Here is a 24,212-nt window from a genome sequence, read left to right on the forward strand (position 1 = left end):
GGCGGGACCTGCCGCAGCCGGATTCTCGATACCCTGGGCTCAGTTCCATTGAGTCACAGCCTGTCGGGAGGCCGGGTCCTTGGAGTTTCTGATCCTGGGCGCGCTGGAGGCGCGGCACGACGGCCGGACCGTGCCCATCAGCGGCGCGCACCAGCGCAAGGCCCTCGCACTGCTGCTCCTGGAAGAGGGCCGCACCGTCCCCATGCAGCGCCTCATCGAGGCCCTCTGGGGCGACCGGCCGCCCGCGACGGCGCAGCGCCAGGTCAGGAACATCGTCTCGGCCGTGCGGCGCGGCCTCGCCCCCGCCGACCCCATCGAGCGCTCCGGCGACGGCTACCGGCTCCGCACCGATGCCACCGACTGGGCCGCATTCAGAACCGAAGTGGCCCAAGCGAGGAGCACCGACGACCCGGAGAAGGCCCACGGCCTCCTCCTCCAGGCCCTCGACCGCTGGCGCGGCCCGGCCCTCGCCGGACTCGACGGCGACCTCATCGACACCGCCGTGGTCGGCATGGAGGAGGAGCGCCTCACCGCGTCCGAAGACTGCTTCGCCGCCGCGCTCGCCCTCGGCTTCCACCGCGAGACCGCGGGGGAGATCCAGGCCCTCGCCGCCGAGCACCCCTACCGCCAGCGCCTCACCGGCCACCTCATGCTCGCCCTCTACCGCTCCGGCGACGGCGCGGCGGCCCTGCGCGTCTACACCGACCACGCCGACCGCCTCGCCGACGAACTCGGCATCGAGCCCGACCGGACCCTCCGCGAACGCTACGTGGCGATCCTCCGCGAAGACCCGGACCTTGACCTCGAAGCGCCGCAAGCGGAACAGGTCGCCCGCGCGGTGCGCGAGGACCCGGTCCCGGAGGAACCGGCCCCGCGCACGCCGCAGGAGGAACCGCCGCCGCGGCCACAGGACCCGGTCGCCGCGCGCCCCCGCGCGCTGCCGAGCCGCTCCGCGATCCGCCTGGCGGCCTTCGGCTTCATGGTCCTCCTCATGGGCCTCGTCGTCTCCCACGACGGCCTCGGCCTCGCCCAGACCCTCGGCGGTGACGATCCGATCCCGGAGGCCGAGCTCGAACCGGTGTGGACGTACCCGGCGCTCGAATCCGGCAGCGCCGTCATCGAGACCGAAGCGGGCCTGCTCATCCGGGAATCGACCGGGCTCCGCCTCGAAGCCGACGGCGCGGAGGTGTGGTCGCGGACCCTGGACAGGGAGTCGGTCCCGGCGGTGATGGTCTTCGACGACGCGGTCCTCCTCTCCTCCAGCTATCCGAGCGAGCAGCCCTGGGCCGCGGGCCGGGTCACGGCCGTCAGCCTCGCGACGGGCGCGGACCTGTGGTGGGCCCACGACCGGTGGGCGATCGGGGCGACGGACGACGCCGTCATCACCATCGGCTGCGAGCCGCTGCCCGATGGCGGGCTGGGGGAGTGCGCCCTCAGCGCGACCGATCCGCGCTCCCCGTGGGACCTGTGGCGCGTCGCGGTGAGCGAGCGCTCGGCGCAGGTCCGGTCGCTGGACCCCTACCGCGACCCGTGGTCGGTCAGCCGCACGGCGGCGTACGTCCTCGTGCGCACCTACGGGCAGGAGGAGGGCGAGGAGGAGAAGCTGTCCGTGTACGACGCCGCCACCGGCAGGCTGATGGGGGAGTTCGACTACGGCGGCGTCGAAGCGGCGTCCGCCGCAGAGGGGGTCCTGATCCTGCACCGGGGCAGCGTCGAGGTGGACGCCGAGACCTGCGAGGCGCGGATCGCCGCGTACAGCCTCGCGACGGGCGAGCAGCTCTGGGAGCGCCGCGCCGACGCGCCCGCCCAGGACGGCGGGTGCGGCCCGCTCCCGACCATCAGGGCTTCGAACGGCCTGCTGGCGTTGACGATCGGCGGCAAGGCCGAGACGGTCATGCTCCGCAGCGGCGACCTGTACTGGGAGGCTCCCGAGGAGTCCGAGGCGCTGGTGCTCGCGGGCGACGCGCTCGTCACCCGCGGCCCCGACGGCATCACGGTGTGGGGCGCCCTGACCCACGAGCGCCTGCTGACCGCCGACGGCGGCGAGCAGGTGTGGGTCCGCGGGGGCACCCTGTGGGTCCTCGACCGGAAGGCCGCGGGCGCGGACTGCGGCGGGGTCGTCGGGTACGACCTCGACTCGGACGGGAAGGTCTGCCTGCCGGGGACGCTCGAATACGTCACGGACGACGTGGTGGTCACGGCCGACGACGGCTACTGGCGGGCCTGGCCTGCCGACCCCTGGGGATAGCGGCCCCGCCGCGACGACCACCCGCACGCGGGCCGAGCCGCCGCACGATTCCGGATAGAGTCGGGCGCATGGACACCGCCTCCCGCCCGCCCCTGACCATCGCGCTCGCCCAGCCCGACCTGCGCCCCGGCGACGTCGCAGGCAACGCCGCCGCGCACGCCGAGGCGATCCGGGCGGCCGGGGCCCGCGTCGTGGTCTTCCCCGAGCTGTCCCTCTCGTCCTACGCCATGGCCGCCCCCACAGTGTCCCTTGAGGACCCGTCGCTCGGCGCGATCACCGAGGCGTGCGCCGAGACCGGGTCGATCGCCCTCGTCGGAGCCCCGCTCGCCGAGGACGGCGAGGAGCACATCACGATGGTCCGCTTCGACGCCGACGGCCCGGAGCCCCTGTACCGCAAGATGTTCCCCGGCGGTCCCGAGACCGAGCGCTTCACCGCCGGGTCCGCGCCCGCGGTCCTGGAAGTGGACGGCTGGCGCCTGGGGCTGTCCATCTGCCGCGACTTCGCGATCGACGCGCACATCGAGGCCACGGCCGCGCTCGGCATCGACGCGTACGTCGGCGGCAACCTCCACGACGAGGAGGGCGCGGTCCGGCGCGACGCCCGCATCCCGGCGCTGGCCGCCGACTACGGCGTGTGGGTCGCCATGGCCTGCTTCGCGGGTCCGGGCAGCGACTACCCCGACGCCTCCGGCGGGTCGGCGGTGTGGGGCCCGGACGGCGAGGTCGTCGCCCGGGCCGACGAGAGGCCGGGCCGCATCGTCACCGCGACCCTGGCCTAGCCCCGGACCGTGTACCGGTCGAGGGTCCGCAGCACCTCCGAGGCCGTCACCGCGTCGATCGCGGTCGGGTGCTCCCGCGGCGCGTCCGCGCCGTAGTCGACGGTGGACGACAGGTACACCGCGCGCACCGCCTGGTCGGGCTGGTCGGCGCTCACGGTCCCCAGGTAGGCGTCGAAGCCCTTCTCCAGGACCAACACCACGTACCCGCCGCCGGGCAGCGCCAGGTGCACGCCCGGCTCGACCCACATGCTGTCCGCCGGGCCGGTGAACCAGCCGGTCTTCGTCAGCGCGAGCACGCGCCCGACGCTGATGCCCCTGCCCGCGAACCGCTCCAGGCGGCCCGTGCGCAGCTCCTCCTCGGTGAACGCCAGGACCGGGCGGCCGAGCTGCTCGAACGGTTGCAGCACTTCGTAGTCGGCGAACACCTGGGTCCAGTCGGCGAGCCGGTCGAGGGCCGCCGGGTGCGCGATCCTCACCGCGGCGTCCCCGGGCAGCACCGCGGTCTCGTCGTCGACGTCCGCGAAGGTCTCGTCCTCGGCGATCCGGAACGCCAGCACCGTTTCCCCGGCGACGGCCTCCCACACCAGCCGCCGCGCGAGGTGGCGCAGGAGCGGGTGGTCGGCGAAGAACTCCAGGAACTGCGGCACGGTCCAGGTCCGCTGCGCGGCCATGGCGCGTTCGAGCCGCCGCACCTGCTCCGCGGCGACCTTCCGCACGTCCTTCTTCAACTGCGCGAACCGCTGGTACGCCGGCTCGGCCTTCGCCGGGTCGTCCTCCTTGCCGGGCTTGGGGAGCCGCGCCAGGCGCTTGCCCTGTGAGTCGACCGCGAACGGGACCAGCCGCTCGTCGAAGCCCACGGCGAACCACCGCGGCCCGTAGTCGAGGACGAGGTCGCCGTCCAGCCCGAAGTCCGGCACGAGCCGGTCGGCGAGCTGCTCGGGGCTGAGGCCCAGCCGCGCGGCGACGAGGTCGATCTGGCGTCCGGCCTCCTTCTTCAGCGGCCGGAACTCCACCTTGCGGGAGATCGCGTGGAGGGCCCGCAGTGATATCTCGGTCCCGATGGCCCCCAGGCGTTCCAGGCCCTCGACGGCCCGCTTGTGCTGGCCCTGGCCGGGCCAGCGCCGGATGAGCGCTTCGAGCCTCGCCACGGTGCCGTCGTCGGCGAAGTGCGCGAGCTGCGAGAACGCCCACGAGTCCTTCGCGGGCGCCCCGGCGGCCGTCCACAGCTCGAACACGGCCCACGAGAACGCGGTGAGCGACTCGGGGTCGCAGGCGTCGGCGACGACGCCGACCCCGGCGTACGGGATTTCGGGGGAGTCGAGGGCGAGCACGGTGAGCACGTGCGCGACGGACTCGGCGGGCAGCGCCGCCTCGCGTCCCTTGAGGAGCAGTTGCGGGAGGAGCGCGGTCGCGGCCCAGGCGGGCTGCTTGGGGACCGTCGCGTCGAGGGGGTCGAGCGGGTCGGTGGCGATGAGCGCGCCGATCGCGTCCGCGGCGGCCTCGCCGTACGTCTTCGCGGCGGCCGCGACGGGTTCGGCCCCGTGCTCGGCGACGAGGTGGCGCAGGGCCGCGGTGGCGGCCTTGCGCGCGGGCTTGTCGGCGCCGAGCGCGTCGGGGATCAGCAGGAGCGGGGCGGCCTCGGCGTGGCGTGAGAGCCACTGCTTCGCGATGGGCGCCAGGGTCTTCGACTTCGAGATCCACTCTGCGGCGAGGCGCGCGGCCTCCAGGCTGCGGACCGGCACGAGCGCTTCTGCCACGGCGGCGCGGCCTTTGACGAGCGGCACGATCCGGTCGGCCACGCGGGCGCCGAAGCGGGCGAGCATCCGCTGGAGCTCGACGAGGTACACGTCCCGGGCCTGGCCGTCCCAGCGGTCGAGGAGCGTCTCGGCGGCGTCGGTCCGCGCCCAGGCGAGGAACAGCAGCGGCTGGTCGAGCTTCCCGTTCTTCTCAAGGCGGGCCAGGAGCCGCTGCACCTCCTGCTCGTCCATGCCGCCGTCGCCGTCCTCCTCGCGGAGGGCGGCCCAGCGGCGCTGCTCGGCCTCGTCGGCCCACACGACCGCGGTCTCCAGCGACGGCGCCAGCCCCGCCACGACGACCGGCTTGGGCCGCTTGGCCCTCCACGGCGGCGAGGCCAGCAGCGGCGGCAGCGCGTCGACGGGAGCCTCCGGGACGCGGTCGCCGGTGGACAGGAGCGCGGTGACCGCGTCGCGGGTCTCGGGATCGGCGGCCTCCAGGGCGTTCCGCATCGCCTCCGAGGACCCGACGAGGCCGCCGAGTCGCTGCCGCCGTTCGCCGTCGGCGTCCTCGGCGCAGCGCGCGACGGTCCGGAGGGTCCGGTGCGGGAACCGCTCGGCGGTCGCCATGGCCACGGGGAGCGCGCCGGGCAGGTGGAGCCGTTCGATGAGCCGCGCGGCGGCCTCGTCGTCGGGGAGCAGGCCGATCGCGGTCATCAGGGCCGCGCGGGCGGGCTTCGAGAGGCGGTCGAACCACCCGTCGAGTCGCCCGGTCAGGGCCGGGAGTGCGGCGCTGCCGACGCCCGCGAGGAGCGGGGCGAGGCTCCGCTCGTCGGCGTCCGAGAGGCCGCGGAGCCGCGTCAAGTGGTAGTCGCGGGGGTCGGCGGCGATGTGCCAGGCCATCCAGTCGTCGGCGCGGCGGTGCTCGAAGTACCCGGTCATCTCGGGGACGGCGGCCTCGACCCACGCGGCCTCGGTCGGCATGAGCAGGGCCGCGCCGACGAGCCGCGCCGGGTCGGTCCGGAACTGCGCCACGGTGTCGACGGCGACCCGGTACCCCTCCTCGTCCGCGGCGGCCAGCAGCGCCCGGACGCGGTGGGCCGCGGGCTCGGCGTTCCTCCAGCCCTTCGGCTCGTCCCAGCGGAGGTACGTGCCCAAGCGCGCGTTGAAGACCGACCGGTCGTCCTGGGCGTAGGAGCCGTTGTAGACCAGCGCGGACTCCATCACGGCCGCGGCCGCGAAGCCGAGGCCGTGCGCGGCGACCCACGCGTCGAGGTGCCGGAGCCGCTCGGCCGCGGGGACGGTCTGCTTCCCGTCGGCGTCCATGAGGTGCATGAGCGCGGCCGCGCCGACCGGGTCGAACCGGCCCTTGAGGTGCTCGCGGATCGCGTCGGCGTACTTGGCGTTCTCGCCGATCCCCTGCTCGATGTGCGCCCAGTTGTCGGCGATGCGCTTCTGGATCGCCTGGGGCGCATCGGGGTCGAGCCGCACCGGCGCCGCGTCGCCCCGGCCGCGGCGCGGCATCACGTGGCGCTGCCACTTCGGGGGCAGCACGAGCCGGTCTTCGCTGGGGGGATTCGTCATGCCGTGCAGCCTAAAGCGACCGGCCGACATTCCTCCCGGCCGGTCGCTCGAACAGCGGCGACCTCAGCTTTGCGGCACGAACGCTTGCAGCGCGGCGGGATCGGCGAGCGCCCCCGGGGCCACGGCCTGCTCGACCGGGACGCCTTGCAGGATGCGCTTGACGGGGACCTCGATCTTCTTGCCGGTCACGGTCCGCGGGATCTTCGCGACGGCGATCACCTCGTCGGGCAGGTGCCGCGGGGACAGCTCGGTGCGGATCGCGGTCGCGATGGCGCGCTTGAGGTCCGCGTCCACCTCCACGCTCGCCTCGACGAACACGAGCAGCCGGTCCTCCTCGTCCAGGTGGACCACGAGCGAGTCGGTGACGCCGGGGACGGCCTCCACCACGGAGTAGAACTCGGCGGTGCCCATGCGCACGCCGCCGCGGTTCAAGGTGGCGTCGCTGCGCCCCGAGATGACCGCCGAGCCGCGCTCGGTGATCGTGATCCAGTCGCCGTGCCGCCACACGCCCGGGTACCGGTCGAAGTAGGTGTCCCGGTACCGCTCGTTCTCGCGGTCCCCCCACAGCCCCACGGGCATCGACGGCATCGGCGAGGCGATCACGAGCTCGCCCTCCCGGCCGGTCCCGGGGGTCCCGTCGGGCGCGTACGACTGCACGTCCGCGCCGAGGCACCGGCACGACAGCTCGCCGCGCCAGACCGGCACGTTCGGTGCGCCGCCGACGAACCCGGTGCACAGGTCCGTGCCCCCCGACAGGGACTGGAGCTGCGCGGTCGCCGAGACCGACTCGTGCACGTAGTCGAACCCGGCCGCCGGGAGCGGCGCTCCCGTCGAGCCGATCCCCTTGAGCCGCTTGAGGTCCGCGACGTCCTTCGGCACGACGCCGCGGTCGCGGCAGGCCATGAGGAACGGCGCGCTCGTCCCGAAGTAGGTCGCCCCGGACTCCTCCGCGAGCCGCCACAGGCCCTCGGGGTCCGGCGCGCCGTCGAACAGGACCACCGACGCGCCCACGAGCGGCGCCGACGCCAGGTAGTTCCACATCATCCAGCCGGTCGTGGAGTACCAGAAGAACCGGTCGCCGGGGCCGAGGTCGTGGTGCAGGCCGTGCATCTTCGCGTGTTCGAGCGCGATCCCGCCGTGGCCGTGGACGATCGCCTTCGGCAGGCCCGTCGTCCCCGACGAGTACAGGATGTAGAGCGGATGGTCGAACGGCACCGGCTCGAACGCCAGTTCACCCGGGGCCCCGAAGTCCTCCCACCGCTCGCCGACCGCGAACCCCTCGTCCAGATAGGAGAACGTCACCACCTCGGCGGTCCCCAGCTCCGCGACGACCTGCGCGACCTCCTGGTCCCGCCGGATCGTCTTGGCGCCGTAGCGGTACCCGTCGGTGACGAACAGGATCGCGGGCTCGACCTGCTTGAGCCGGTCCACGACCGCCCGCGCCCCGAACTCCGGCGCGCACGAGGAGAACACCGCGCCGATCGACGCGGACGCGAGCATGAGCGCGCACGTCTCGGGCACGTTCGGCATCCACGCCGCGACCCGGTCCCCGCGCCCGACCCCGGCCGCGAGCAGGCCCGCGCGCAGCCGCGCGACCGCCTCCCGCAGCTCGGCGAGCGTCCACTCGAACGGCCCGCGCGTGTCCGAGTACGCCAGGACCGCGGCGTCGCCCGCGCCCATGCCCGGGGCCGCGAGCACCGCCTCCGCGTAGTTCAACCGCTCGTCGGGGAACCACACCGCGCCCGGCATCCCCGGGGAGGGCAGCACCCGGTCCTCCGCGACCGGCCCGCCGAGCCCGAAGTGCTCCCACACCCCGCCCCAGAACAGGCCCGGCCGCTCCACCGAGCACCGCCACAGGTCCCCGTACGCCGTCAGGTCCGTCCCCGCCCGCGCGCCGAGCCACTCGGCGAACACCTCGATGTTCGCGGTCCCGTCAGCACCGGGCCGCCAGAGCACCTCACCGGTCACACCGTCCTCCTTCGTCTCGGACTGTGCCAGTGTCTCCCCGACGCGGGTCCGCGCCGCAGCGGGGGCCCGCCGCACACCGCCGCCCGCCCGCACGGCGACCCGAACCATGGACCCGGCCGCCCCGGGCCCCTAAGATCGGCCCATGGGTATCCACCAAGAATCCACCGTCATCCTCGCCGCCGCACGCACCCCGATCGGGCGCTTCGGCGGGAGTCTCGCCGACGTCCCCGCCACCGCGCTGGCCGGGGCCGCGATCCGCGCCGCCCTCGAACGCTCCGGCGTCGACCCCGCCCGCATCGGGCAGGTGGTCCTCGGCCACGTGCTCCCCGCCGGGTGCGGCCAGAACCCCGCCCGCCAGGCCGCCGTCGCCGCGGGCATTCCGATGCACGTGCCGAGCCTCTCGGTCAACAAGGTCTGCCTCTCCGGCATGACCGCCGTCGGCCTCGCCGACGCGCTCCTGCGCACGGGCGCATGCGAATTCGTCGTCGCCGGGGGCATGGAGTCCATGACCCGCGCCCCGCACCTGCTGCCAGGCTCGCGCCGCGGCTTCAAATACGGCGACGTCACGATGCTCGACCACGCCGCGTTCGACGGCCTCACCGACGCCTACGACGGCGTCTCCATGGGCGAGTCCACCGAGCGCCACGCCCAGCGCCTCGGCATCGCCCGCGCCGACCAGGACGCGTTCGCGCTCTCCTCGCAGCAGAAGGCCGCCAAGGGGACCGACGCGCGGAGCGCCGAGATCACCCCAGTGGACACCGGCAAGGCCGTCGTGGACGCCGACGAGGGCCCGCGCCCGCAGACCACCCTCGACGGCCTCGCCGGGCTGCGCCCCGCGTTCACCGCCGACGGGTCGCTGACCGCCGGGAACTCCTCCCCGATGAACGACGGCGCCGTCGCGCTCGTCCTCACCACCCGCGCCAACGCCGAGCGCCTCGGCCTCGACTGGGAGTCCGAGATCCTCGCGTACGCCACCGTCGCGGGCCCCGACAACTCGCTGCTCCTCCAGCCCTCCCACGCGATCGGGGCCGCCGCCGCGCAGGCCGGGGTCGCCGTCGCCGACTTCGAGGCCGTGGAGATCAACGAGGCGTTCGCCGCCGTGGCCCTCGCCTCCGTCGGCGAGCTCGGGATCGACCCCGAGCGCGTCAACCGCGACGGCGGGGCCATCGCCCTCGGCCACCCGCTCGGGGCCTCCGGCGCGCGGCTCGTGCAGACCCTCTCGCGCCAGCTCCCCAGCGGCGCGATCGGCGCCGCCGGGCTCTGCGGCGGCGGCGGCCAGGGCGACGCGGTCGTGCTGCGCCGCAGGTAGTCAGGGCGACCCGAACACGCGGTGGACCCGGAGCGCGAGCTGCCAGGGCCCCCGCGAGGCCGGTGCCGCGCCTGCGGCCGCAGTCCGGGAGCGGACCGAGCGTCCGCTCCACGAACACGCCGTCTGCGTCGCCTCCTCGACGGCCTCCGGGCAGGCGCGCGGCTACGGCGCCGCCCCCGGCCCGATGAGTCGCAGCAGCGCGGCTGTCGGCGTCACCGCGCCGACGGGCGTCAGGGTCCGCGGCGGACGCCGACCACCAGGACCGCGGTGTCGTCGGTGAGGCGGAACCCGTGCGTCTCCAAGTCCGCGAACAGGAACTCCACGACCGCCGCCGCGTTCGCGAACGGCTCGGCCCCGGCCCGGTCGCGCAGCCGCCGCTCGAACGGGTACATGCCGCCCGCGCGGTCGCGGGCCTCCACCACCCCGTCGGTGAACGCCACCAGCAGGTCCCCGGGGTGCAGGGCCCGGCCCACCGACCGGGCCGCCACGTTCATCTCGCCGACCAGGCCCAGCGGCGGCGCGGGCGTCAGCGACAGCGCCTCCACCTCGCCGCCGCGGACCAGCAGCGGCGGATGGTGCCCGAAGCTGCGGACCTCCACGGTGCACCCGTCCCGCCCGAACGCCATGAGCAGCGCCGTCGCGAACTCCTCGGTCCACCCGCCGCGCCGCTCGTTGCACATGAGCATCCGCCGCTCCATGCGCACGCTCAGCGCGTTCAGGTCCACGTCGTCCAAGGCCCCCTCGCGGAACGACCCGAGCAGCGCCGCCATCGTCGCCACCGCGCCCAGCCCGTGCCCCGACACGTCCCCCAGCACCGCCCGCACGCCCCACTGCGTGTCCAGCAGGTCGAAGAAGTCCCCGCCGAGGCGGCTGTCGGCCACCGCGGCCCGGTACCGCGCCGCGCAGTCGAGCCGCCCCACCCGCCGTGGCAGGTCCGGCAGGAGCGCCCGCTGCGCCGCCTCCGACACCGCGTTCACGTTGATGAGACTCGCGATCACCCGGTCGCGCAGCACCGCGATCACCACGCTCGTCGCCCCAATAAGCACCACCGGCACCATCTCCGAGTACCCGTCCGCGACGCCGCCGCTGATGCGCGACCAGTTCAGCGCCGCGCACGCCAGGAACGCGGTCACCGCGACGACCACAGTCGTCCGCGGCCCGTTGACCAGCGCCGCGAGCGGCGGCAGCGCCGCGATCAACGTCCACAGGTGCACCGACGAGGTCGCCAGCTCCACCGGGACCATGACGATCACCAGGACGAGCGGCAGCGCCCGCAGCCACGCCAGACCGACGGTCCTGCGCAGCGTGAGCATCTGCGGCAGCCGCTCCATCCCGGCCTCCGTTCCGCGAGTGATCTGGCTCGATCATCGCCGAGGCTGGGCGCGCGCGGAGCGCACTCGCCGAAAGCGCCTCAGACCGCGGCCGCCGCCCTCGCCCGCGCGGGCTCGGTCGTGACCAGGCCCGTGACCACCGCCGCCGCGGCGAACACCGCCCCCGTCAGCGCGATCGACCCCGCGCCGCCGTGCACCAGCGTCAGGCCCCCGAGCGAGGACCCGAGCGCGATCCCGACGTTGAACGCCACCGAGTTCGCCGCCGACGCCGTGTCCGTGCTCCCCGGCGCGAACTCCATGACCCGGTTCTGGAGCGCCGGGCTGAACATGCCCATCGACAGGCCCGTCAGGACGATCGCGCCGCCGGTGACCCACGCGCTCGCCCCGAACAGCCACATCGCCGCGAAGACCGCCGTCAGCAGCACCAGCGGCAGCACCACGGCGAGCCGCTGCGACCGGTCCGACAGGACCCCGCCCGCCGCGATCCCCCCGAAGTCCGCGACGCCGCGCACCAGCAGCAGCGGCCCGAGCATCGCCGCCGACATGCCCGCGACCGCGGTGATCACCTCCGAGGTGTACGTGTACACCGCGAAGAACCCGGCCACCGACAGCACCGTCGTCAGCAGGACCAGCGCGAACCGCCGCGCGTCGGGGACCGTGCCGCGCCCGGCGTGCTCGTTGCGCGTCGGCCGCGCCGGGAGCGCCGCGAACAGCGTGCCGAGCGCCACGAGGCCCATGGCCGCCAGCGCGAGGAACGCGGCCTGCCATCCGGCGCGCTGGCCGAGCCAGGTCGCGGCGGGCACGCCGAGCATCGGGCCGATGGAACCGCCGGTGTAGACCACGGCGAGGACGCGGCCGCGCACGTGGACGGGGAACATCCCGGCGGCGACGGGGCCCACGACGCCCCAGAACACGGCCTGGCTGAGGGCCGTCGCGATCCGGGCGGCGAACAGCAGCTCGTACTGGGTGGCGGCGGCCGAGGCGGCGGTGGCGAGGACCATGACGGCCATGAGCGCGAGCAGGAGCGGTCGCCGCGGGACCTTCGCCACCAGCTTGACCAGGGGGAGCGTGACGACCGCGACGGTGACGCTGTAGCCGGTGACGAGCAGCCCGATCTGCGACAGCGACACGTCGAGGTCGCCGGCCATCTCGCCGAGGAGCCCGACGGGCGCGGTCTCGGCGGTGACGTAGCAGAACGCGGCGACGGCGAGCGCGACGAGCGCCGCCGTCGACCTCCGGTCGCCGAAGGCCGACGTGGACGGTCCTGACATGGGTGGCACCTCGTTCACGGGGGGCGGCACGGCCGTGCCGCGGGCATGGGGGAGCGGGCCCGGCCGTGAGGCGCCGGCGGGGCCGTCGGAAGCCTACTCCAGCGGCCCGGCGGTCTCCGAGCCGTTTTCCCACCGCCCGGAACGGCTCAGCGGACGCGGTACTCCAGCTGCGTGAACGTCGCCGACCACCACGAGCCGGGGTCGGCGAACGCGTCGGGGTCGACGCGCGCGAGCTTGGAGCGCAGGACCGCGGCGCGGCGGGCCCGGCCCGCGCGGCCGGTGTCCTCGTCCACGAACTGCGCGAACCGGAACAGGAACTCGCTGAGGGACTTGAAGCTGGCGTTGACGAGTTCGAGGGTGCCGGTCCTGACGCCGAGCATGACGATCCGCCCGGTCGCCGTGTCGAAGCAGAACAGGGACGCCTCCGGGTCGGCCGGGACTGCGCCGACGACGACCACCTGCACCGTGCCGCCCGAGCCGCGCTTGAGGTCCATGTCGTCGTAGAGCGCGTACCGGCCCGTCAGGTACGAGGTGAACACCGAGGACATGTTCACCGGGATCAGGTCGGTGTCCGGGTAGGACGCGGCGGGCGCGGCGAACTCGCGCATCCACCGGCTCCGCGGGAACCGGACCACGTTGTCCGGGCCCCAGGCCCGCACGTACTCCCGCTGGTCGCGCATGCCGCTACTCCCCGGCGAGGCCGGTCTCGCGCAGGTACGCGAACCACGGGTCCTCGTCCCACCAGGCGGTGCGCTGGCGCTCCTTCGGGCCGTGGAGACCGGCGTACCCCGGGCCCATCGCCACGGTGTCGGCGAACTCGGCGGCCGAGGCGCGCTCGACGAGCACGCCGGAGTCCCAGCCGCGCTCGAAGTAGTTGAACCAGTAGACGATCACGGCCCCGGAGTCGAGGTCGAGGAGCACGGCGTCCTCGCCGACGTCGCCGATGCGCAGGCGCCTGCGGTCGTCGATCGGCTCCCCGTAGGCGTCGATCGCGTCCATCGGGGCGAACGCGGACTCCGGCAGGAACAGGATCTCCCCGAACCGGGCCGGGCCCGCCGCCAGGTACAGGTCGGCGAGGCCCCCCGGGTACGCGCCTGCGAGCGCGACGGGCTCGCCGAGGGCCAGCGGCGGCGCGTTGCGCCGCCCCGCGTCGTCCTCCCAGCGGCGCGCCAGGGCCGTGACGGCGCCGTCGCCGCGCAGCCCGGCGATCTTCGCTCGCATCGACTCCACGTGACCCATCGGACCTCCCCGCTCACCGCTTCGGACTGTACTTGTCGTGGACGACGTTGATCTGGATCTGCTCGCCGTTCGGGACCTGCGCGAGCTGCTGCCGCAGCTGCCCGCCCATGCCGTGGTTGGTGGCCGCGTCGATGCCCCACATGTTGTCGGGGCTGTCGGCGCCGCCGAGCTGGAGGTCCTGCGCGTGGTCGACCTGCTGCCCGTCGAGTTCGGCGAGCCGCCGGTCGAGGTCGGCCTGGTCGGTGGCCTGCTCGAACGCCTCGCGCTCCTTGCCCGCGCGCCACGTGTCGGTCTTGTCGGTGCGCAGGTCGCTCGTGTCGGGGGTCTTGACGAGCTTTCCCTCGTCGCCGAGGTTCTTGAGGTGGTTGGCCTTCGCCTCGAAGTCCGAGCGGTCCCAGCCCTCGTGCATGCGCAGGGTGACCGTCCACTTCCCGGTCTTCGGGTCCTTCACGGGCTTGGGGAGGTCCTGGGCGAACCCGCTCGTGTAGTTCGGGGCCTTCTTCACGCGGTTGGGGTCGAGGGTGATGTCCTTCCCCTTGGCGTCCTTGCGGGTCCGGCCCGGCGGGAGCCGGTCGGGGCCCTTCGGCGCGCCCGGGGCCTTGGGCCGGGCGGTGGACCCGGTGGCCGCCTTCTTCAGGCTCGCCTGCCGGGCCCGCACCGTCGCGCCCGCCGCGTGGCGGCTGCGCCGCGCGGGGTCGGCGTCGGTCCCCGCGCCCTTGCGCCGCCGGGCCTCGACGTCGGCGTCGCCGCCTTTGGGGCGCTTCCCGTTGGCGCCGTGCGGGGTGTTCGCGTGCGGCGCGCGCGGCCGCTTGTGCAGTCCCAGTGCGAGGACGAAGGCGAGGAGCAGCAGTCGGCGCATGTCGGACCTACCCGTCGAGGAGTGCGCGGAGGTTCATCAGGCTGGTCACCAGGAGCGTCAGCCACCCGAAGACGCGGGCGACCCACTTGACGATCGCGGCGGTCGCCTGCGCCATGACCACGGGCGTCGCCAGGCCGAGCGTGAAGACCTCCTCGGCGATCCACATGCACAGCCGCCCGATGCAGTCGGCGATGAACCCGCGCACCAGCTCCCGCACGGTCTGGACCAGGGCCCCCGCGCCGCGGGTCGCCGCCCCCATGGCCTCGGCGGTCCCGCTGGCGCCGTAGAGGACGTCGATGTTCTCGGCGACCATCGCCCGGTACGCCTCGGCGGCCGTGTCGTGCCACCCGGTGATGTCCGCTTCGGCGCTGGACTTGAGGTCGTCGCCGATCGAGGCGAGCTCCCTGGCCGTGTTGTCCCAGGTGATCGCGTGCGTCTCGATCACCTCGGGGTCGCCGGTGACCGCGTCGAGCGCCTCCTTGAGCGGCTGGACCTGCTCCATGGCCCACTCCACGCCCATCGAAGCGAGGCTCCCGAACGGGTCGATCGCGAACGACGCCAGGTTCAGGGCCCCGCTGGTGAGCGTCAGCCCGGCGGCGACCCACTGGCCGCCGAGGATCTGGACGGTGAGGTCGTGGACGTCCTCGGCGACCGAGAGCCCGGTGAGGATGCTCCGCTGCTGCGTCGGGTCGATGTCGTCCTTGGTGGCGATGAGCGGGTTCGCGTCGTTCACGGCTGCACCGGCCCCGCGGTCGAGCTGTTGACGGCCTTGAAGAAGCTGGCGTTCTGCTCGTCGGCCGCCTCGTACTCGTCGGCGGTATCCGAGACCGCGCCCGCGAGGGAGGCGACGTTGAAGGCGATCTCGCGCACCAGTTCCTCCTGCGCCTCATGGCGTTCCTTGAGGATCGCGGGGAAGAACGCGCACAGCGCGCCGTACGCGTCCTCGCCGCCGGAGAGGTGCGCGCTCGCGTCCTGCACGGCCTGGAACCGCTCGTGGATGCCCCGCAGGTGCACCGCGTGGGTGTGCAGCTCGTCGACCTGCACCTTGAGTTCGCCCATCAGCGCCGCTCCTCCCGGTGCTCCCCGGGCTCGTCGAGGCGTTCGAGGCGCCGCTCGTACCCGGCCATGAGGGCCCTCCCGGTGGCGGACCCGGGCCCGACGCTGTCGGCGACGACCTCCTTGGCGGCTTCGGCGAGCTTCGCCTGCGCGGCCCGGTAGACCTCCATGACGGCGTCCTCGGTGAAGTGCGCGGACTGCTTCTGGACCCGGTGCGACAGTTCGATCTTCGTCATGATGCCGTCGGCGTCCACGGTGATGGTGACGGTCCCGTTGTCGTCGGAGGCGGTCGCGGTGAGCGCCTGCAGCCGCTCGCTCGCGGCGAGCGCGTTCGCCGCGAGGGCGTCGGCCCGCGCCTTCCAGTCCTCGACGCGCCGCATCGCGTCCTCGGGGTCCAGGCTGAGGAGGGGGTTGTCCATGGCGTCTCCTTGACCAGGGGCTTCACTCGGCGGCGAGTGAACGGGCGGGCCCCTCATTGGACGATATGCCAGCCGGGCCGCCGCCGGTTCCTCCGTTTCCGCACGCTCCGGAGGGCACAAGGGACAGATCCGGTACAGGTGGACTCGCGTACCGCCCGATCGCCCGAAACCAGCCGTTCAGACGATGCCGACTCACCCTTTTGGACGAACCGATTCGGGGCGGGGCTCAGACCAGGTCGGCGTCGTGCGCGAGGAGCGCGATCTGCGTCCGGTTGTCGAGGCCGAGCTTGGTGAGGATGCTGGAGACGTGCGACTTCACCGTCGTGACGCTCATGTCGAGGTTCCCGGCGATCTCCGCGTTCGACTCGCCGTACCCGATCCCCACGGCCACGTCGCGCTCGCGGGGCGTCAGCGCCGCCAGCTGCTCCTTGGCCCGCTCGTACGTGCCCGCCTGGGTCAGCGTGCGCTCCATGAGCCGCCGGGTGATCCGCGGCGACAGGATCGGCTCCCCGGCCGCGACCTTCGCGACGGCCTCGGCGATCCGGGCCGGCGGGGTGTCCTTGAGGAGGTATCCGCTGGCGCCCGCGCGCAGCGCGTGGAGGATGTTCTCGTCGGTGTCGAACGTGGTCAGCACCACCACTTCCGGCGCGTTCGGCCGCTCGCGCAGCCGCTTCGTGGCCTCGATGCCGCCGACGTGCGGCATCTGGAGGTCCATGAGGACCACGTCGGGGGAGTGGGCCTCGAACGCGGTGAGCGCCTCGCGCCCGTCGCCCGCCTCGCCGACCACCCGGATGTCGCCGACGCCGTCGAGCATCATGGACAGCCCGGCCCGGACCAGGGCGTCGTCGTCGACCAGGAGCACGCGGATCACGTCGGCCATGGTAGCCGGGCCCGCAGCGCGAACCTCCCGCCCGTCGCCTCGTGGTCGAGCGATCCGCCCGCCAGCCGCACCCGCTCGGTCAGCCCCACCAGGCCCAGGCCGCTCCCGGGCACCGCCGGACCGGTCCCCGCCTCCGGCAGCGGGTTGACGACCGCGATCACCAGCTCCCCGCCCGGAGCGCCCTCTAGCGACACCGCGACCGGCAGCCCGGCCGCGTGCTTGCGCGCGTTCGTCAACCCCTCCTGGACCACCCGGAAGGCCGTGCGCCCCACCGTGTCCGGAGGCGCCGCGCCGCCGAGGCCGTCGGCGGCCTCCACGACCTGCCCGGCCCCCCGCGCGTCCGCGAGCAGCCCGTCCAGGTCCGCCAGCGTCGGCTGCACCCCCGAGACGCCCTCGTCCTCGCGCAGCAGCCCGATGACCTCCCGCAGCTCTTCGAGGGCCTGGTGGACGCCGTCGCGCACCACCCCCGCGGCGAGCGCGATCTTCTCCGGCGGCGCGTCGGGCCGGAACTCCAGCGCGCCCGCGTGCGTCGCGACCAGCGACAGGCGGTTCGCGAGCACGTCGTGCATCTCCCGCGCCAGGCCCCGCCGCTCCGCGGCCCGCGCCTCGGCGACCCGCCGCCCCTGCTCGGCCTCCGCGCGCCGGGCCCGCTCCCGCAGCGAGATCACCAGGTCCCGGTGCGAGCGCGCCAGCGTCCCCCACCCCAGCAGCGCCCCGTACACCGCCGCGACCAGCAGCGCCCACCACTTGAAGTCCAAGGCCGCGTTGGGATGCCAGACCCACTGGAGCAGGTGCGCCCCGATCCCCGCGAGCGACACCGCCACGGCCGTGCGGAACCGGGTCCGCCACGCCGTCTGGAGCGCCCCCACGGTCGCCGCGGTCGTCGCCATCGGCGACAGCACCGCGAGCACCGTGGCCGCGAGCGCCCCGCCCACCGGCCGCCACACCTGCACCACCGCCGACGCCCACGCGAGCACCGCGACCGCGTACTCCAGGGGCCCCAGCGAGGGCTGCGACAGCAGCGACAGCGCGGTCAGCGCCCCCACGCCCGCGGTCATGGCGACGATCTCGACGGGTCGGGGAGCACGGCGATAGATCACCGGCACATGCTAGCCACCGCCGCGGCCGGGCCGTCACCTACGAAAGTAGGAGGCGCCCCGTCCCTCCGCAGGGACCCGCGCGGCCACCGGACCGATGCGGCCGGGGCCCCCGCCGGGCGAGACTTCCCGGCATGAACAGCAACGCCCGCCGACTCCTCGTCGTCATCGCCGCCGCGGCCGCCGCCCTCATCGTCTGGGCCGTCGCCGCCCCCCTCGCCGGAGTGGACCTCACCGTCCCGCAAGGGGACGCCGACCTCCACGTCGGTCCGGGCCTCGTCGCCGCCGCCGCCCTCATCGCCGGGTTCGCCGGGTGGGGCCTCCTCGCGGTCCTCGAACGCGCCGCCGCCCGCGGCGCCCGCATCTGGACGGTCGTCGCGGTCGCCTTCCTCGCCCTCTCGCTCCTCGGCCCCCTCGGCGCGGCCGGCGCCGCCGCCGTCGTCAGCCTCCTGTGCATGCACCTCGCCGTCGGCGCGGTCGTCATCACCGGGATGGCGCGCCGATGAGCATCCCCTGGGGCTACCTGATCGGACTCGCCGTCCTCGCCCTCCCCGCGGTCCCCGTCCCCCGCCTGCCCGAGCGCCTCGGCACGGTCTGGTACTTCATCTGCCTGGCCGTCAACGAACTCCCGCTCGTCATGATCGCGTTCTTCACCGCCGACACCGCCCTCGCGCTCGCCCAAGGCGACCTCGCGAACCCGGTCGCCCTCGCGGCCGCCGTCCTCGCCGGGGCCTGCGTCGCCCTCACCGCCTGGCGCGGCTTCCGCACCCCGCACGCGCTCCGCAAGTCCCTCGGCGCGGCCTACACCCCGCGCCGCACGCCCCTCGCCCGCCTGCTCGGCCCCTTCGCGATCCGCCCCCGCACCGTCGAGCGCACCGCGGACCTCGCCTACGGCCCCGCCGGGAAGCGCAACCTCCTCGACCTCTACCGGCACCGCTCGCACCCGACCGGCGCGCCCGTCCTCGTCCACTTCCACGGCGGCCACTACGAGATGGGCCGCAAGAACACCCAGTCCCGCCCGCTCCTGCACCGCCTCGCCGCCGACGGCTGGGTCTGCGTCAGCGCCAACTACCGGCTCCGCCCCGACGCGGGCTACGAGGACCACGTCACCGACGTCAAGCGCGTCATCGCCTGGATCCGAGAGCACGGCCGCGAGTGGGGCGCCGACCCCGACCGCATCGTCCTCTCCGGGTCCTCCGCGGGCGCCCACATGTCCGCGCTGGCCGCGCTCACCCCGAACGACCCGCGGTTCCAGCCGGGCTTCGAGGACGTGGACACGACGGTGGCCGCGGTCGTGGGCCTGAACGGCTACTGGGGCCGCTACTTCGGGAACGAGCCCGGCTCGGCCCCGCTGGACCGCGCCCGTGCGGACGCCCCGCCGTTCCTGGTGGTCCACGGCGACCACGACACGCTCGTCCACGTCGCGGACGTGCGCCGCTTCGCCGCGGACCTGCGAGCGGTGACCGGCCGGGTCGCCTACGCGGAGCTGCCCGGCGCGCACCACGGCTTCGACCTGTTCCACTCCCCGCGCTTCGAGGCGGTCGTGGACGCGGTCGAGGAGTTCGCGACCGCGGCCGTCTCCGCGACCGCTAGGCCCGCGTGAACGTCAGGTGCGTGACGCCCGACGGGCTCGACGTCGCCTCGATCGTGAAGTCCCGCTCCAGCGCTTCGAGCCCGTCCCACAGGCGCACGCCGCGCCCGAGGACGATCGGCACGACCGCCACGTGCATGTAGTCGATGAGCCCGGCGGCGAGGAACTCGCGGATCACGGTGGCCCCGCCGCCGATCCGCACGTCCTCGCCGCCCGCGGCGTCCTTCGCGGTCGCGAGCGCCTCGGCGGGGGCGGCGTCGGTGAAGTGGAAGGTCGTGCCGCCCTCCATCTCGATCGGGGGCCGCACGTGGTGGGTCAGGACGAACACGGGGGAGTGGAACGGCGGGTTCGGCCCCCACGCGCCCCTCCAGTCGGGGTCCTCGTGCCACCCGGGGAACCCGAACTTCCCGGCGCCCATGATCTCGGCGCCGAAGCCCTGGTCGTGGCGGCGCACGAACGCGTCGTCCACACCGCCGCCGCCGCCCTCCACCGCCCAGGCGGTGGCGAACATCCACTCGTGCAGGCGCTCCCCGGCGTGTCCGAAGTAGGCGTCGCGGCTGATGCCCTCCCCGGTGCCGAACCCGTCGAGGGACACCGAGAAGTTGTGGACGCGGGCGAGTGACATGGCGGCTCCTCTGCTCCCGGGCCGCACCGGTGCGGCCCCGTACCGATCCTGTCAATACGGGGCCGCGTTGTCCATCGGGTCAGGCCCCGGGGCGGATCTGGAGTTTGCGGCCCTCCCCGCGGCGGAACTGCTCGACCGCGTCGGCGTACCCGTCGAGCCCGAACGAGTGGCTGATCATCACCTCGGGGTCGATCACCTTGCGCGCCATGAGCTCCACGGCCCGGCCGAAGCTGTGCAGCACGGCCATCGAGCCCACGACGGTGATCTCGTCCTTGTAGACCCGGAACGGCGAGAACGAGGCCGCGGCCTGCTCGGGGGCGACCCCGAAGACCTGGAACGTCCCGCCCTTGCGGACCCGGGTGAGGCCGTCCTCGATCGCGGGGACCGCGCCGGTGCAGTCGATGACGACCTCCCAGCCCTCGGGCCGGTCGAGGTCGTCGGCCGAGGTCGCGGTGCGGTCGGCGGCGAGGCGCTCGGCGACGCCGAGGCGGTCGGCGTTGATGTCGACGACCTCCACGCTCGCCGCGCCCGCGAACCGCGCGAGCTGGGCCATCATGAGGCCCATGGTGCCCGCGCCGTACACGAGGTAGTGCTCCCCGACCCGCCCCGGCAGCAGGTCGAAGCCGTGGACGGCGCACGACAGCGGCTCGATGAGCGGCGCGTGCTCCAGCGCCACGCCCTCGGGGACCGGGTAGCAGTTCCCCTCCGGGACCGCGCAGAACTCCGCGGTCGCCCCGGCGGTCCTGATGACCCCCATGGCGTTGTACCGCTCGCAGAGGTTCCCGCGCCCGATCCGGCAGTAGTGGCACTCTCCACAGAACAGGTTCGGGTCCACGGCGACCCGGTCGCCCACGGCGAGCCCGGCGACCGCCGAACCCGTCGCGACGACGGTCCCCGCGAACTCGTGCCCGGGGACGATCGGGTACTCCGAGCCCTCCAGGTCCCCGTCCAGCACATGGAGGTCGGTGCCGCAGATGCCGACGCCCGACACCTCCAGCACCACGTCCCGCGGACCCGGCGACGGGTCCTCCACAGTGGTCGTGTTGATCGTTCCGGGCTTCTCGATGACGACGGCGCGCATTACTTCACGGCTCCCATGGTCAGGCCGCGGACGAGCCACTTCTGCGCGATCCACCCTGCGAGGATCACCGGCAGCGCGGCCATGGTCGCGGCGGCGGACAGACGGGCGAGGAACAGGCCCTCGCTGGTGATGAACCCGGTCAGGAACACCGGCACGGTGGCCGCCCGGGTCGAGGTGAGGCTCACGGCGAAGAAGAACTCGTTCCACGCGAAGATGAAGCAGATCAGCGCGGTCGCGGCCAGGCCCGGCGCGATCATCGGGAGGATGATCCGCCGCACCTCCGTGAAGAACCCCGCGCCGTCGATCTTCGCGGCCTCCAGGACCGCCGTCGGCAGCTCCAGCAGGAACGAGCGGATCATCCACACCGCGATCGGCAGGTTCATCGCCGTGTACACCAGCGCGAGCATCGTGACGTTGTCGAGCACGCCCGCGTTGTTCGCGATGATGTACAGCGGCAGGATGATCGCCGCGGGCGGCATCATCCGCGTGGAGATGAAGAAGAACAGCGAGTCGCGCCAGCCGGGGACCGGCCGCAGCGACAACGCGTACGCCGCGGGCGTCGCCAGCGCGAGCACCAGCAGCGTCGAGCCGATCGACGCCATGAGCGAGTTGAGCAGGTACGGGGTGAAGTCGCGCCCGAGGATCGCCTCGAACTGGTCCAGTGTGGGCGTGAACAGGAACGTCGGCGGGTCGGTGCTCGCCTGGGCCTCCTGCTTGAAGCCCGAGACGAACATCCACAGCACCGGGAAGAAGAACACCAGGGCCGCGGCCCAGGCGAGCACGCCGACCAGGACGCTCCCCTTGCGGCGGGATCGCTTCGCGGACATCTCAGCGCTCCTCTCGGAACAGGCTGGAGATGACCCGCAGCGCGAACGTGGCGATGAGGATCGTGCAGAACACGACCACGACGCCCGCCGCGGCCGCCTCGCCGACCTCGAAGGCGCGGAAGGTCACCTGGTAGATGAAGTACGGCAGGTTCGTGGTGGCCTGGCCCGGCCCGCCCTGCGTGATGAGGTAGATCGGGTCGAACGTGTTCACGATGAAGATCGACCCCAGCAGCAGCCCCAGCTCGATGAAGCGCCGCAGGTGCGGGAAGGTGATCCGCTGGAACGTCTGGAGCGCGTTCGCCCCGTCCACTCTCGCCGCCTCCAGGATCTCCGGGTCCTGGCTCTGGAGCCCGGCGAGCACGATGAGCATCATGAACGGCGTCCACTGCCACGTCAGCATGAGGACCAGCGAGAACATCGGGTGCTCGGAGACCCAGTCGATCCGCTCGACCCCGAACGGCGACAGGGCCCAGTTGAGGACCCCGAACAGCGGGTTGAACATCGCGTGCTTCCAGATCAGCGCCGCCGCGGCGGGCATGACCAGGAACGGCGTGATCAGCAGCGTCCGGACCACGTTGCGGCCCAGGAACTTCTGGTCCAGGAGCACCGCGAGCGCGGTCCCCAGGGCCATCGCCAGCAGCACTACGCTCGCCGTCAGGACCACCGTGTTGAGCACGGCGCCCCTGAAGTGCGCGTCGCCGAGGACGGCCGCGTAGTTGCCGAGCCCGGCGAAGGCGGTCTCGCCGGGGCGCAGCAGGTTCCGCGACTGGAGGCTGTAGTAGACGGTCACCAGCATCGGCAGCTGCGTGAGGACCAGGACCAGCAGCAGCGCGGGCAGCAGCGGTCCGCGGCGGCCCCAGCGCTCGCCGAGCGGGAGCTTCGGGCCCGGCCCGCGGCGCCTGCGCGCCGGGGCCGGGGTCGTCGTGGCGGCGGTCATCGTCCTCAACCGCCCTGGTAGCCACCGGTTTGCGCGGTCTCCTCCGCGTACTGCTGGGCCTTCTCCAGGGCCTCCTCGACCGTCTGGTTCCCGGCGATCGCCGCCGAGACCTCCTGGCCGACCCTGGTCCCGAGGTCCTGGAACTCCGGGATGGTGATGTACTGGACGCCCGCCCAGTTCTGCTCGTACAGGCCGGGCTTCGTGACGTTCACGTTCGCGATCTGGTCCAATGTGGGCTGCGCGTAGGCCGCGGCCGCCTCCTGGTACTCCGGGATCTCGTACGTGGACGCCCGGCTCCCCGGCGGGACGCGGGTCCAGCCCAGCTCCTCGCCGACCAGTTCGATGTACTCCTTCGACGTCGCCCAGGACATGAACTCCCAGGCCGCGTCCTTGTTCTGCGAGGTCTCCGGGAGCGCGAGGTTCCACGCCCACAGCCACCCCGAGTGCTCGGTCTCCATGACCGGCGCGGGCGCGTACCCCATGAGCCCGGCCGCGTCGGAGGACTCCGGGTCCTCCAGGACCGAGGCGCCCACGGTCGCGTCGAACCACATGGCCGCATTGCCCTGGCTGGTGGCCGTCAGGCACTCCGAGAACCCGGCGTTCGCCGCCCCGTCCTCGCCGTAGTCGCGCACCAGGTCCACGTAGAACTGCACGGCCGCGGCGGTCTCCGGGCTGGTGAGCTGCGCGTTCCAGTCCTCGTCGTACCAGCGGCCCCCGAACGTGTGGATGATCGTGTTCAGCGGCGCGAGGTTCTCGCCCCACCCGGCCAGGCCCCGCAGGCAGATCCCGGCCACGTCGTTCTCCGGGTCGTCCAGCTGCGCGGCGAGGTCGGCGACCTCCGTCCACGTCGGATTCGCGGGCATCGTGAGGCCCTTGGCCTCGAACAGGTCCTTGCGGTACATCAGGAACGACGACTCGCCGTAGAACGGCACCGCGTACAGGCCGTCCTCGTAGGTCACGGCTTCGCGGATCGGCGCGAGCAGGTCGTCCACGTCGTAGTCGGGGTCGGACGCGTACTCGTCCAGCGGTGCGAGCCAGCCGTTCTCGGCCCAGATCGGCGTCTCGTACGTGCCGATCGTGACGATGTCGTACTGGCCCGACTCGGTGGCGATGTCCTGCGTGACCTTGTCGCGCAGCTCGTTCTCGGGGAGGATCACGAACTGCACGTCGATCCCGGTCTCCTCCTCGAAGACCGACGAGAGCTGCTCGATGTCCTGCATCTGGGGGTTGGCGACCGTCGCGATGGTGATGGTCTTCGCGTCGTCGCCGCCGCCTCCCGCGCCGGAGCAGGCGCTGGCGGCCATGACCGTCGCGAGTCCGGCGGCGACGGCGTATCGGGTGCGTACTGAGGGTTGCATCGGGGGACCTCCTCGTCCTC

At 73.6% G+C, this 24,212-nt stretch carries 22 protein-coding genes; 5 read left to right on the top strand and 17 right to left on the bottom strand.

The genetic code is table 11. The features are described 5' to 3' along the window. Nucleotides 1-79 precede the first annotated feature (79 nt). Both ACFFXY_RS11955 and ACFFXY_RS11960 read left to right on the top strand, forming a co-directional pair. Entirely contained in the window at nucleotides 80-2,248 is a 2,169-nt protein-coding gene (locus tag ACFFXY_RS11955) for an AfsR/SARP family transcriptional regulator (RefSeq protein ID WP_382350218.1), read from the top strand. A 68-nt stretch (nucleotides 2,249-2,316) separates the two neighbouring features. Beyond that, nucleotides 2,317-3,027, top strand: a complete 711-nt coding sequence (locus tag ACFFXY_RS11960; protein WP_382350221.1) for a carbon-nitrogen hydrolase family protein — start codon at nucleotides 2,317-2,319, stop codon at nucleotides 3,025-3,027. Here the strand turns inward: ACFFXY_RS11960 and ACFFXY_RS11965 are convergent. Next, nucleotides 3,024-6,344, bottom strand: a complete 3,321-nt coding sequence (locus ACFFXY_RS11965; RefSeq protein WP_382350224.1) for a DUF4132 domain-containing protein — start codon at nucleotides 6,342-6,344, stop codon at nucleotides 3,024-3,026. The two genes, ACFFXY_RS11960 and ACFFXY_RS11965, sit on opposite strands and share 4 nt — an antisense overlap. 63 nt (nucleotides 6,345-6,407) lie before the next feature. After that, nucleotides 6,408-8,312, bottom strand: a complete 1,905-nt coding sequence (locus tag ACFFXY_RS11970) for an acetoacetate--CoA ligase (RefSeq protein ID WP_382350227.1) — start codon at nucleotides 8,310-8,312, stop codon at nucleotides 6,408-6,410. Nucleotides 8,313-8,454: 142 nt separating this feature from the next. On the opposite strand from ACFFXY_RS11970, the gene ACFFXY_RS11975 reads away from it, so the two are divergent. After that, nucleotides 8,455-9,621: an acetyl-CoA C-acyltransferase gene (locus ACFFXY_RS11975; RefSeq protein ID WP_382350230.1), complete on the top strand. Its 1,167-nt coding sequence runs from the start codon at nucleotides 8,455-8,457 to the stop codon at nucleotides 9,619-9,621. Between the two features lie 230 nt (nucleotides 9,622-9,851). Here ACFFXY_RS11975 and ACFFXY_RS11980 read toward each other — a convergent pair whose 3' ends face one another. The 10 genes from ACFFXY_RS11980 to ACFFXY_RS12025 all read right to left on the bottom strand — a co-directional run bounded on the left by ACFFXY_RS11980 (nucleotide 9,852) and on the right by ACFFXY_RS12025 (nucleotide 17,776). Beyond that, a complete protein-coding gene (locus ACFFXY_RS11980; protein WP_382350233.1) occupies nucleotides 9,852-10,952 on the bottom strand; it encodes a PP2C family protein-serine/threonine phosphatase in 1,101 nt (366 codons plus the stop codon). An 80-nt stretch (nucleotides 10,953-11,032) separates the two neighbouring features. Continuing rightward, entirely contained in the window at nucleotides 11,033-12,223 is a 1,191-nt protein-coding gene (locus ACFFXY_RS11985) for an MFS transporter (RefSeq protein WP_382350236.1), read from the bottom strand. A gap of 146 nt (nucleotides 12,224-12,369) precedes the next feature. After that, nucleotides 12,370-12,903: an SUKH-4 family immunity protein gene (locus ACFFXY_RS11990; RefSeq protein ID WP_382350239.1), complete on the bottom strand. Its 534-nt coding sequence runs from the start codon at nucleotides 12,901-12,903 to the stop codon at nucleotides 12,370-12,372. Nucleotides 12,904-12,907: 4 nt separating this feature from the next. Beyond that, nucleotides 12,908-13,453 carry a hypothetical protein gene (locus ACFFXY_RS11995; protein WP_382350242.1) on the bottom strand — a complete coding sequence of 182 codons (546 nt, stop codon included), beginning with the start codon at nucleotides 13,451-13,453 and terminating at the stop codon, nucleotides 12,908-12,910. A gap of 22 nt (nucleotides 13,454-13,475) precedes the next feature. Then, nucleotides 13,476-14,321 (bottom strand): hypothetical protein, encoded by an 846-nt coding sequence (locus tag ACFFXY_RS12000; protein WP_382350245.1) that lies wholly within the window; start codon nucleotides 14,319-14,321, stop codon nucleotides 13,476-13,478. 7 nt (nucleotides 14,322-14,328) lie between these two features. Next, nucleotides 14,329-15,054 (bottom strand): WXG100 family type VII secretion target, encoded by a 726-nt coding sequence (locus tag ACFFXY_RS12005; protein ID WP_382350248.1) that lies wholly within the window; start codon nucleotides 15,052-15,054, stop codon nucleotides 14,329-14,331. Then, the gene (locus tag ACFFXY_RS12010) at nucleotides 15,051-15,380 is read right to left on the bottom strand and encodes a type VII secretion target (RefSeq protein ID WP_382350251.1); all 330 of its coding nucleotides are present in this window, start codon (nucleotides 15,378-15,380) and stop codon (nucleotides 15,051-15,053) included. The genes ACFFXY_RS12005 and ACFFXY_RS12010 overlap by 4 nt, the downstream gene beginning before the upstream one ends. Next, the gene (locus ACFFXY_RS12015; RefSeq protein WP_382350254.1) at nucleotides 15,380-15,796 is read right to left on the bottom strand and encodes a YbaB/EbfC family nucleoid-associated protein; all 417 of its coding nucleotides are present in this window, start codon (nucleotides 15,794-15,796) and stop codon (nucleotides 15,380-15,382) included. Before ACFFXY_RS12015 ends, ACFFXY_RS12010 begins: the two co-directional genes overlap by 1 nt. 226 nt (nucleotides 15,797-16,022) lie before the next feature. Then, on the bottom strand, nucleotides 16,023-16,676 hold the full coding sequence (locus ACFFXY_RS12020; RefSeq protein ID WP_382350257.1) for a response regulator: 654 nt from the start codon (nucleotides 16,674-16,676) through the stop codon (nucleotides 16,023-16,025). Further along, the gene (locus ACFFXY_RS12025; protein WP_382350260.1) at nucleotides 16,664-17,776 is read right to left on the bottom strand and encodes a sensor histidine kinase; all 1,113 of its coding nucleotides are present in this window, start codon (nucleotides 17,774-17,776) and stop codon (nucleotides 16,664-16,666) included. The genes ACFFXY_RS12020 and ACFFXY_RS12025 overlap by 13 nt, the downstream gene beginning before the upstream one ends. 131 nt (nucleotides 17,777-17,907) lie before the next feature. Here ACFFXY_RS12025 and ACFFXY_RS12030 point away from each other — a divergent pair, with 131 nt between their 5' ends. Next, nucleotides 17,908-18,279, top strand: a complete 372-nt coding sequence (locus ACFFXY_RS12030) for a DUF6069 family protein (RefSeq protein WP_382350263.1) — start codon at nucleotides 17,908-17,910, stop codon at nucleotides 18,277-18,279. Next, the gene (locus ACFFXY_RS12035) at nucleotides 18,276-19,376 is read left to right on the top strand and encodes an alpha/beta hydrolase (RefSeq protein ID WP_382350265.1); all 1,101 of its coding nucleotides are present in this window, start codon (nucleotides 18,276-18,278) and stop codon (nucleotides 19,374-19,376) included. Before ACFFXY_RS12030 ends, ACFFXY_RS12035 begins: the two co-directional genes overlap by 4 nt. Here ACFFXY_RS12035 and ACFFXY_RS12040 read toward each other — a convergent pair. The 5 genes from ACFFXY_RS12040 to ACFFXY_RS12060 form a co-directional block, all read right to left on the bottom strand. Next, nucleotides 19,363-19,989 carry a dihydrofolate reductase family protein gene (locus ACFFXY_RS12040; protein WP_382350268.1) on the bottom strand — a complete coding sequence of 209 codons (627 nt, stop codon included), beginning with the start codon at nucleotides 19,987-19,989 and terminating at the stop codon, nucleotides 19,363-19,365. The two genes, ACFFXY_RS12035 and ACFFXY_RS12040, sit on opposite strands and share 14 nt — an antisense overlap. A gap of 79 nt (nucleotides 19,990-20,068) precedes the next feature. After that, nucleotides 20,069-21,070 carry a zinc-dependent alcohol dehydrogenase family protein gene (locus ACFFXY_RS12045; protein ID WP_382350271.1) on the bottom strand — a complete coding sequence of 334 codons (1,002 nt, stop codon included), beginning with the start codon at nucleotides 21,068-21,070 and terminating at the stop codon, nucleotides 20,069-20,071. Continuing rightward, a complete protein-coding gene (locus tag ACFFXY_RS12050) occupies nucleotides 21,070-21,897 on the bottom strand; it encodes a carbohydrate ABC transporter permease (protein ID WP_382350274.1) in 828 nt (275 codons plus the stop codon). Before ACFFXY_RS12050 ends, ACFFXY_RS12045 begins: the two co-directional genes overlap by 1 nt. Nucleotide 21,898: 1 nt before the next feature. Then, a complete protein-coding gene (locus ACFFXY_RS12055) occupies nucleotides 21,899-22,834 on the bottom strand; it encodes a carbohydrate ABC transporter permease (RefSeq protein ID WP_382350277.1) in 936 nt (311 codons plus the stop codon). A 5-nt stretch (nucleotides 22,835-22,839) separates the two neighbouring features. Beyond that, nucleotides 22,840-24,192 carry an ABC transporter substrate-binding protein gene (locus ACFFXY_RS12060; protein ID WP_382350280.1) on the bottom strand — a complete coding sequence of 451 codons (1,353 nt, stop codon included), beginning with the start codon at nucleotides 24,190-24,192 and terminating at the stop codon, nucleotides 22,840-22,842. Nucleotides 24,193-24,212: the final 20 nt, after the last annotated feature.

Source organism: Glycomyces mayteni, from assembly GCF_042428885.1.
GTDB lineage: Bacteria > Actinomycetota > Actinomycetes > Mycobacteriales > Micromonosporaceae > Glycomyces > Glycomyces mayteni.

What these genes read in the sequence shown, in the direction of transcription:
- ACFFXY_RS12045 (WP_382350271.1), bottom strand. Translation starts at nt 21,070, where the DNA reads ATGCGCGCCGTCGTCATCGAGAAGCCCGGAACGATCAACACGACCACT.
- ACFFXY_RS11965 (WP_382350224.1), bottom strand. Translation starts at nt 6,344, where the DNA reads ATGACGAATCCCCCCAGCGAAGACCGGCTCGTGCTGCCCCCGAAGTGG.
- ACFFXY_RS12050 (WP_382350274.1), bottom strand. Translation starts at nt 21,897, where the DNA reads ATGTCCGCGAAGCGATCCCGCCGCAAGGGGAGCGTCCTGGTCGGCGTG.
- ACFFXY_RS12060 (WP_382350280.1), bottom strand. Translation starts at nt 24,192, where the DNA reads ATGCAACCCTCAGTACGCACCCGATACGCCGTCGCCGCCGGACTCGCG.
- ACFFXY_RS12000 (WP_382350245.1), bottom strand. Translation starts at nt 14,321, where the DNA reads ATGCGCCGACTGCTGCTCCTCGCCTTCGTCCTCGCACTGGGACTGCAC.
- ACFFXY_RS12040 (WP_382350268.1), bottom strand. Translation starts at nt 19,989, where the DNA reads ATGTCACTCGCCCGCGTCCACAACTTCTCGGTGTCCCTCGACGGGTTC.
- ACFFXY_RS11980 (WP_382350233.1), bottom strand. Translation starts at nt 10,952, where the DNA reads ATGGAGCGGCTGCCGCAGATGCTCACGCTGCGCAGGACCGTCGGTCTG.
- ACFFXY_RS12055 (WP_382350277.1), bottom strand. Translation starts at nt 22,834, where the DNA reads ATGACCGCCGCCACGACGACCCCGGCCCCGGCGCGCAGGCGCCGCGGG.
- ACFFXY_RS12010 (WP_382350251.1), bottom strand. Translation starts at nt 15,380, where the DNA reads ATGGGCGAACTCAAGGTGCAGGTCGACGAGCTGCACACCCACGCGGTG.
- ACFFXY_RS11985 (WP_382350236.1), bottom strand. Translation starts at nt 12,223, where the DNA reads ATGTCAGGACCGTCCACGTCGGCCTTCGGCGACCGGAGGTCGACGGCG.
- ACFFXY_RS11975 (WP_382350230.1), top strand. Translation starts at nt 8,455, where the DNA reads ATGGGTATCCACCAAGAATCCACCGTCATCCTCGCCGCCGCACGCACC.
- ACFFXY_RS12015 (WP_382350254.1), bottom strand. Translation starts at nt 15,796, where the DNA reads ATGGACAACCCCCTCCTCAGCCTGGACCCCGAGGACGCGATGCGGCGC.
- ACFFXY_RS12035 (WP_382350265.1), top strand. Translation starts at nt 18,276, where the DNA reads ATGAGCATCCCCTGGGGCTACCTGATCGGACTCGCCGTCCTCGCCCTC.
- ACFFXY_RS12030 (WP_382350263.1), top strand. Translation starts at nt 17,908, where the DNA reads ATGAACAGCAACGCCCGCCGACTCCTCGTCGTCATCGCCGCCGCGGCC.
- ACFFXY_RS11990 (WP_382350239.1), bottom strand. Translation starts at nt 12,903, where the DNA reads ATGCGCGACCAGCGGGAGTACGTGCGGGCCTGGGGCCCGGACAACGTG.
- ACFFXY_RS11960 (WP_382350221.1), top strand. Translation starts at nt 2,317, where the DNA reads ATGGACACCGCCTCCCGCCCGCCCCTGACCATCGCGCTCGCCCAGCCC.
- ACFFXY_RS12020 (WP_382350257.1), bottom strand. Translation starts at nt 16,676, where the DNA reads ATGGCCGACGTGATCCGCGTGCTCCTGGTCGACGACGACGCCCTGGTC.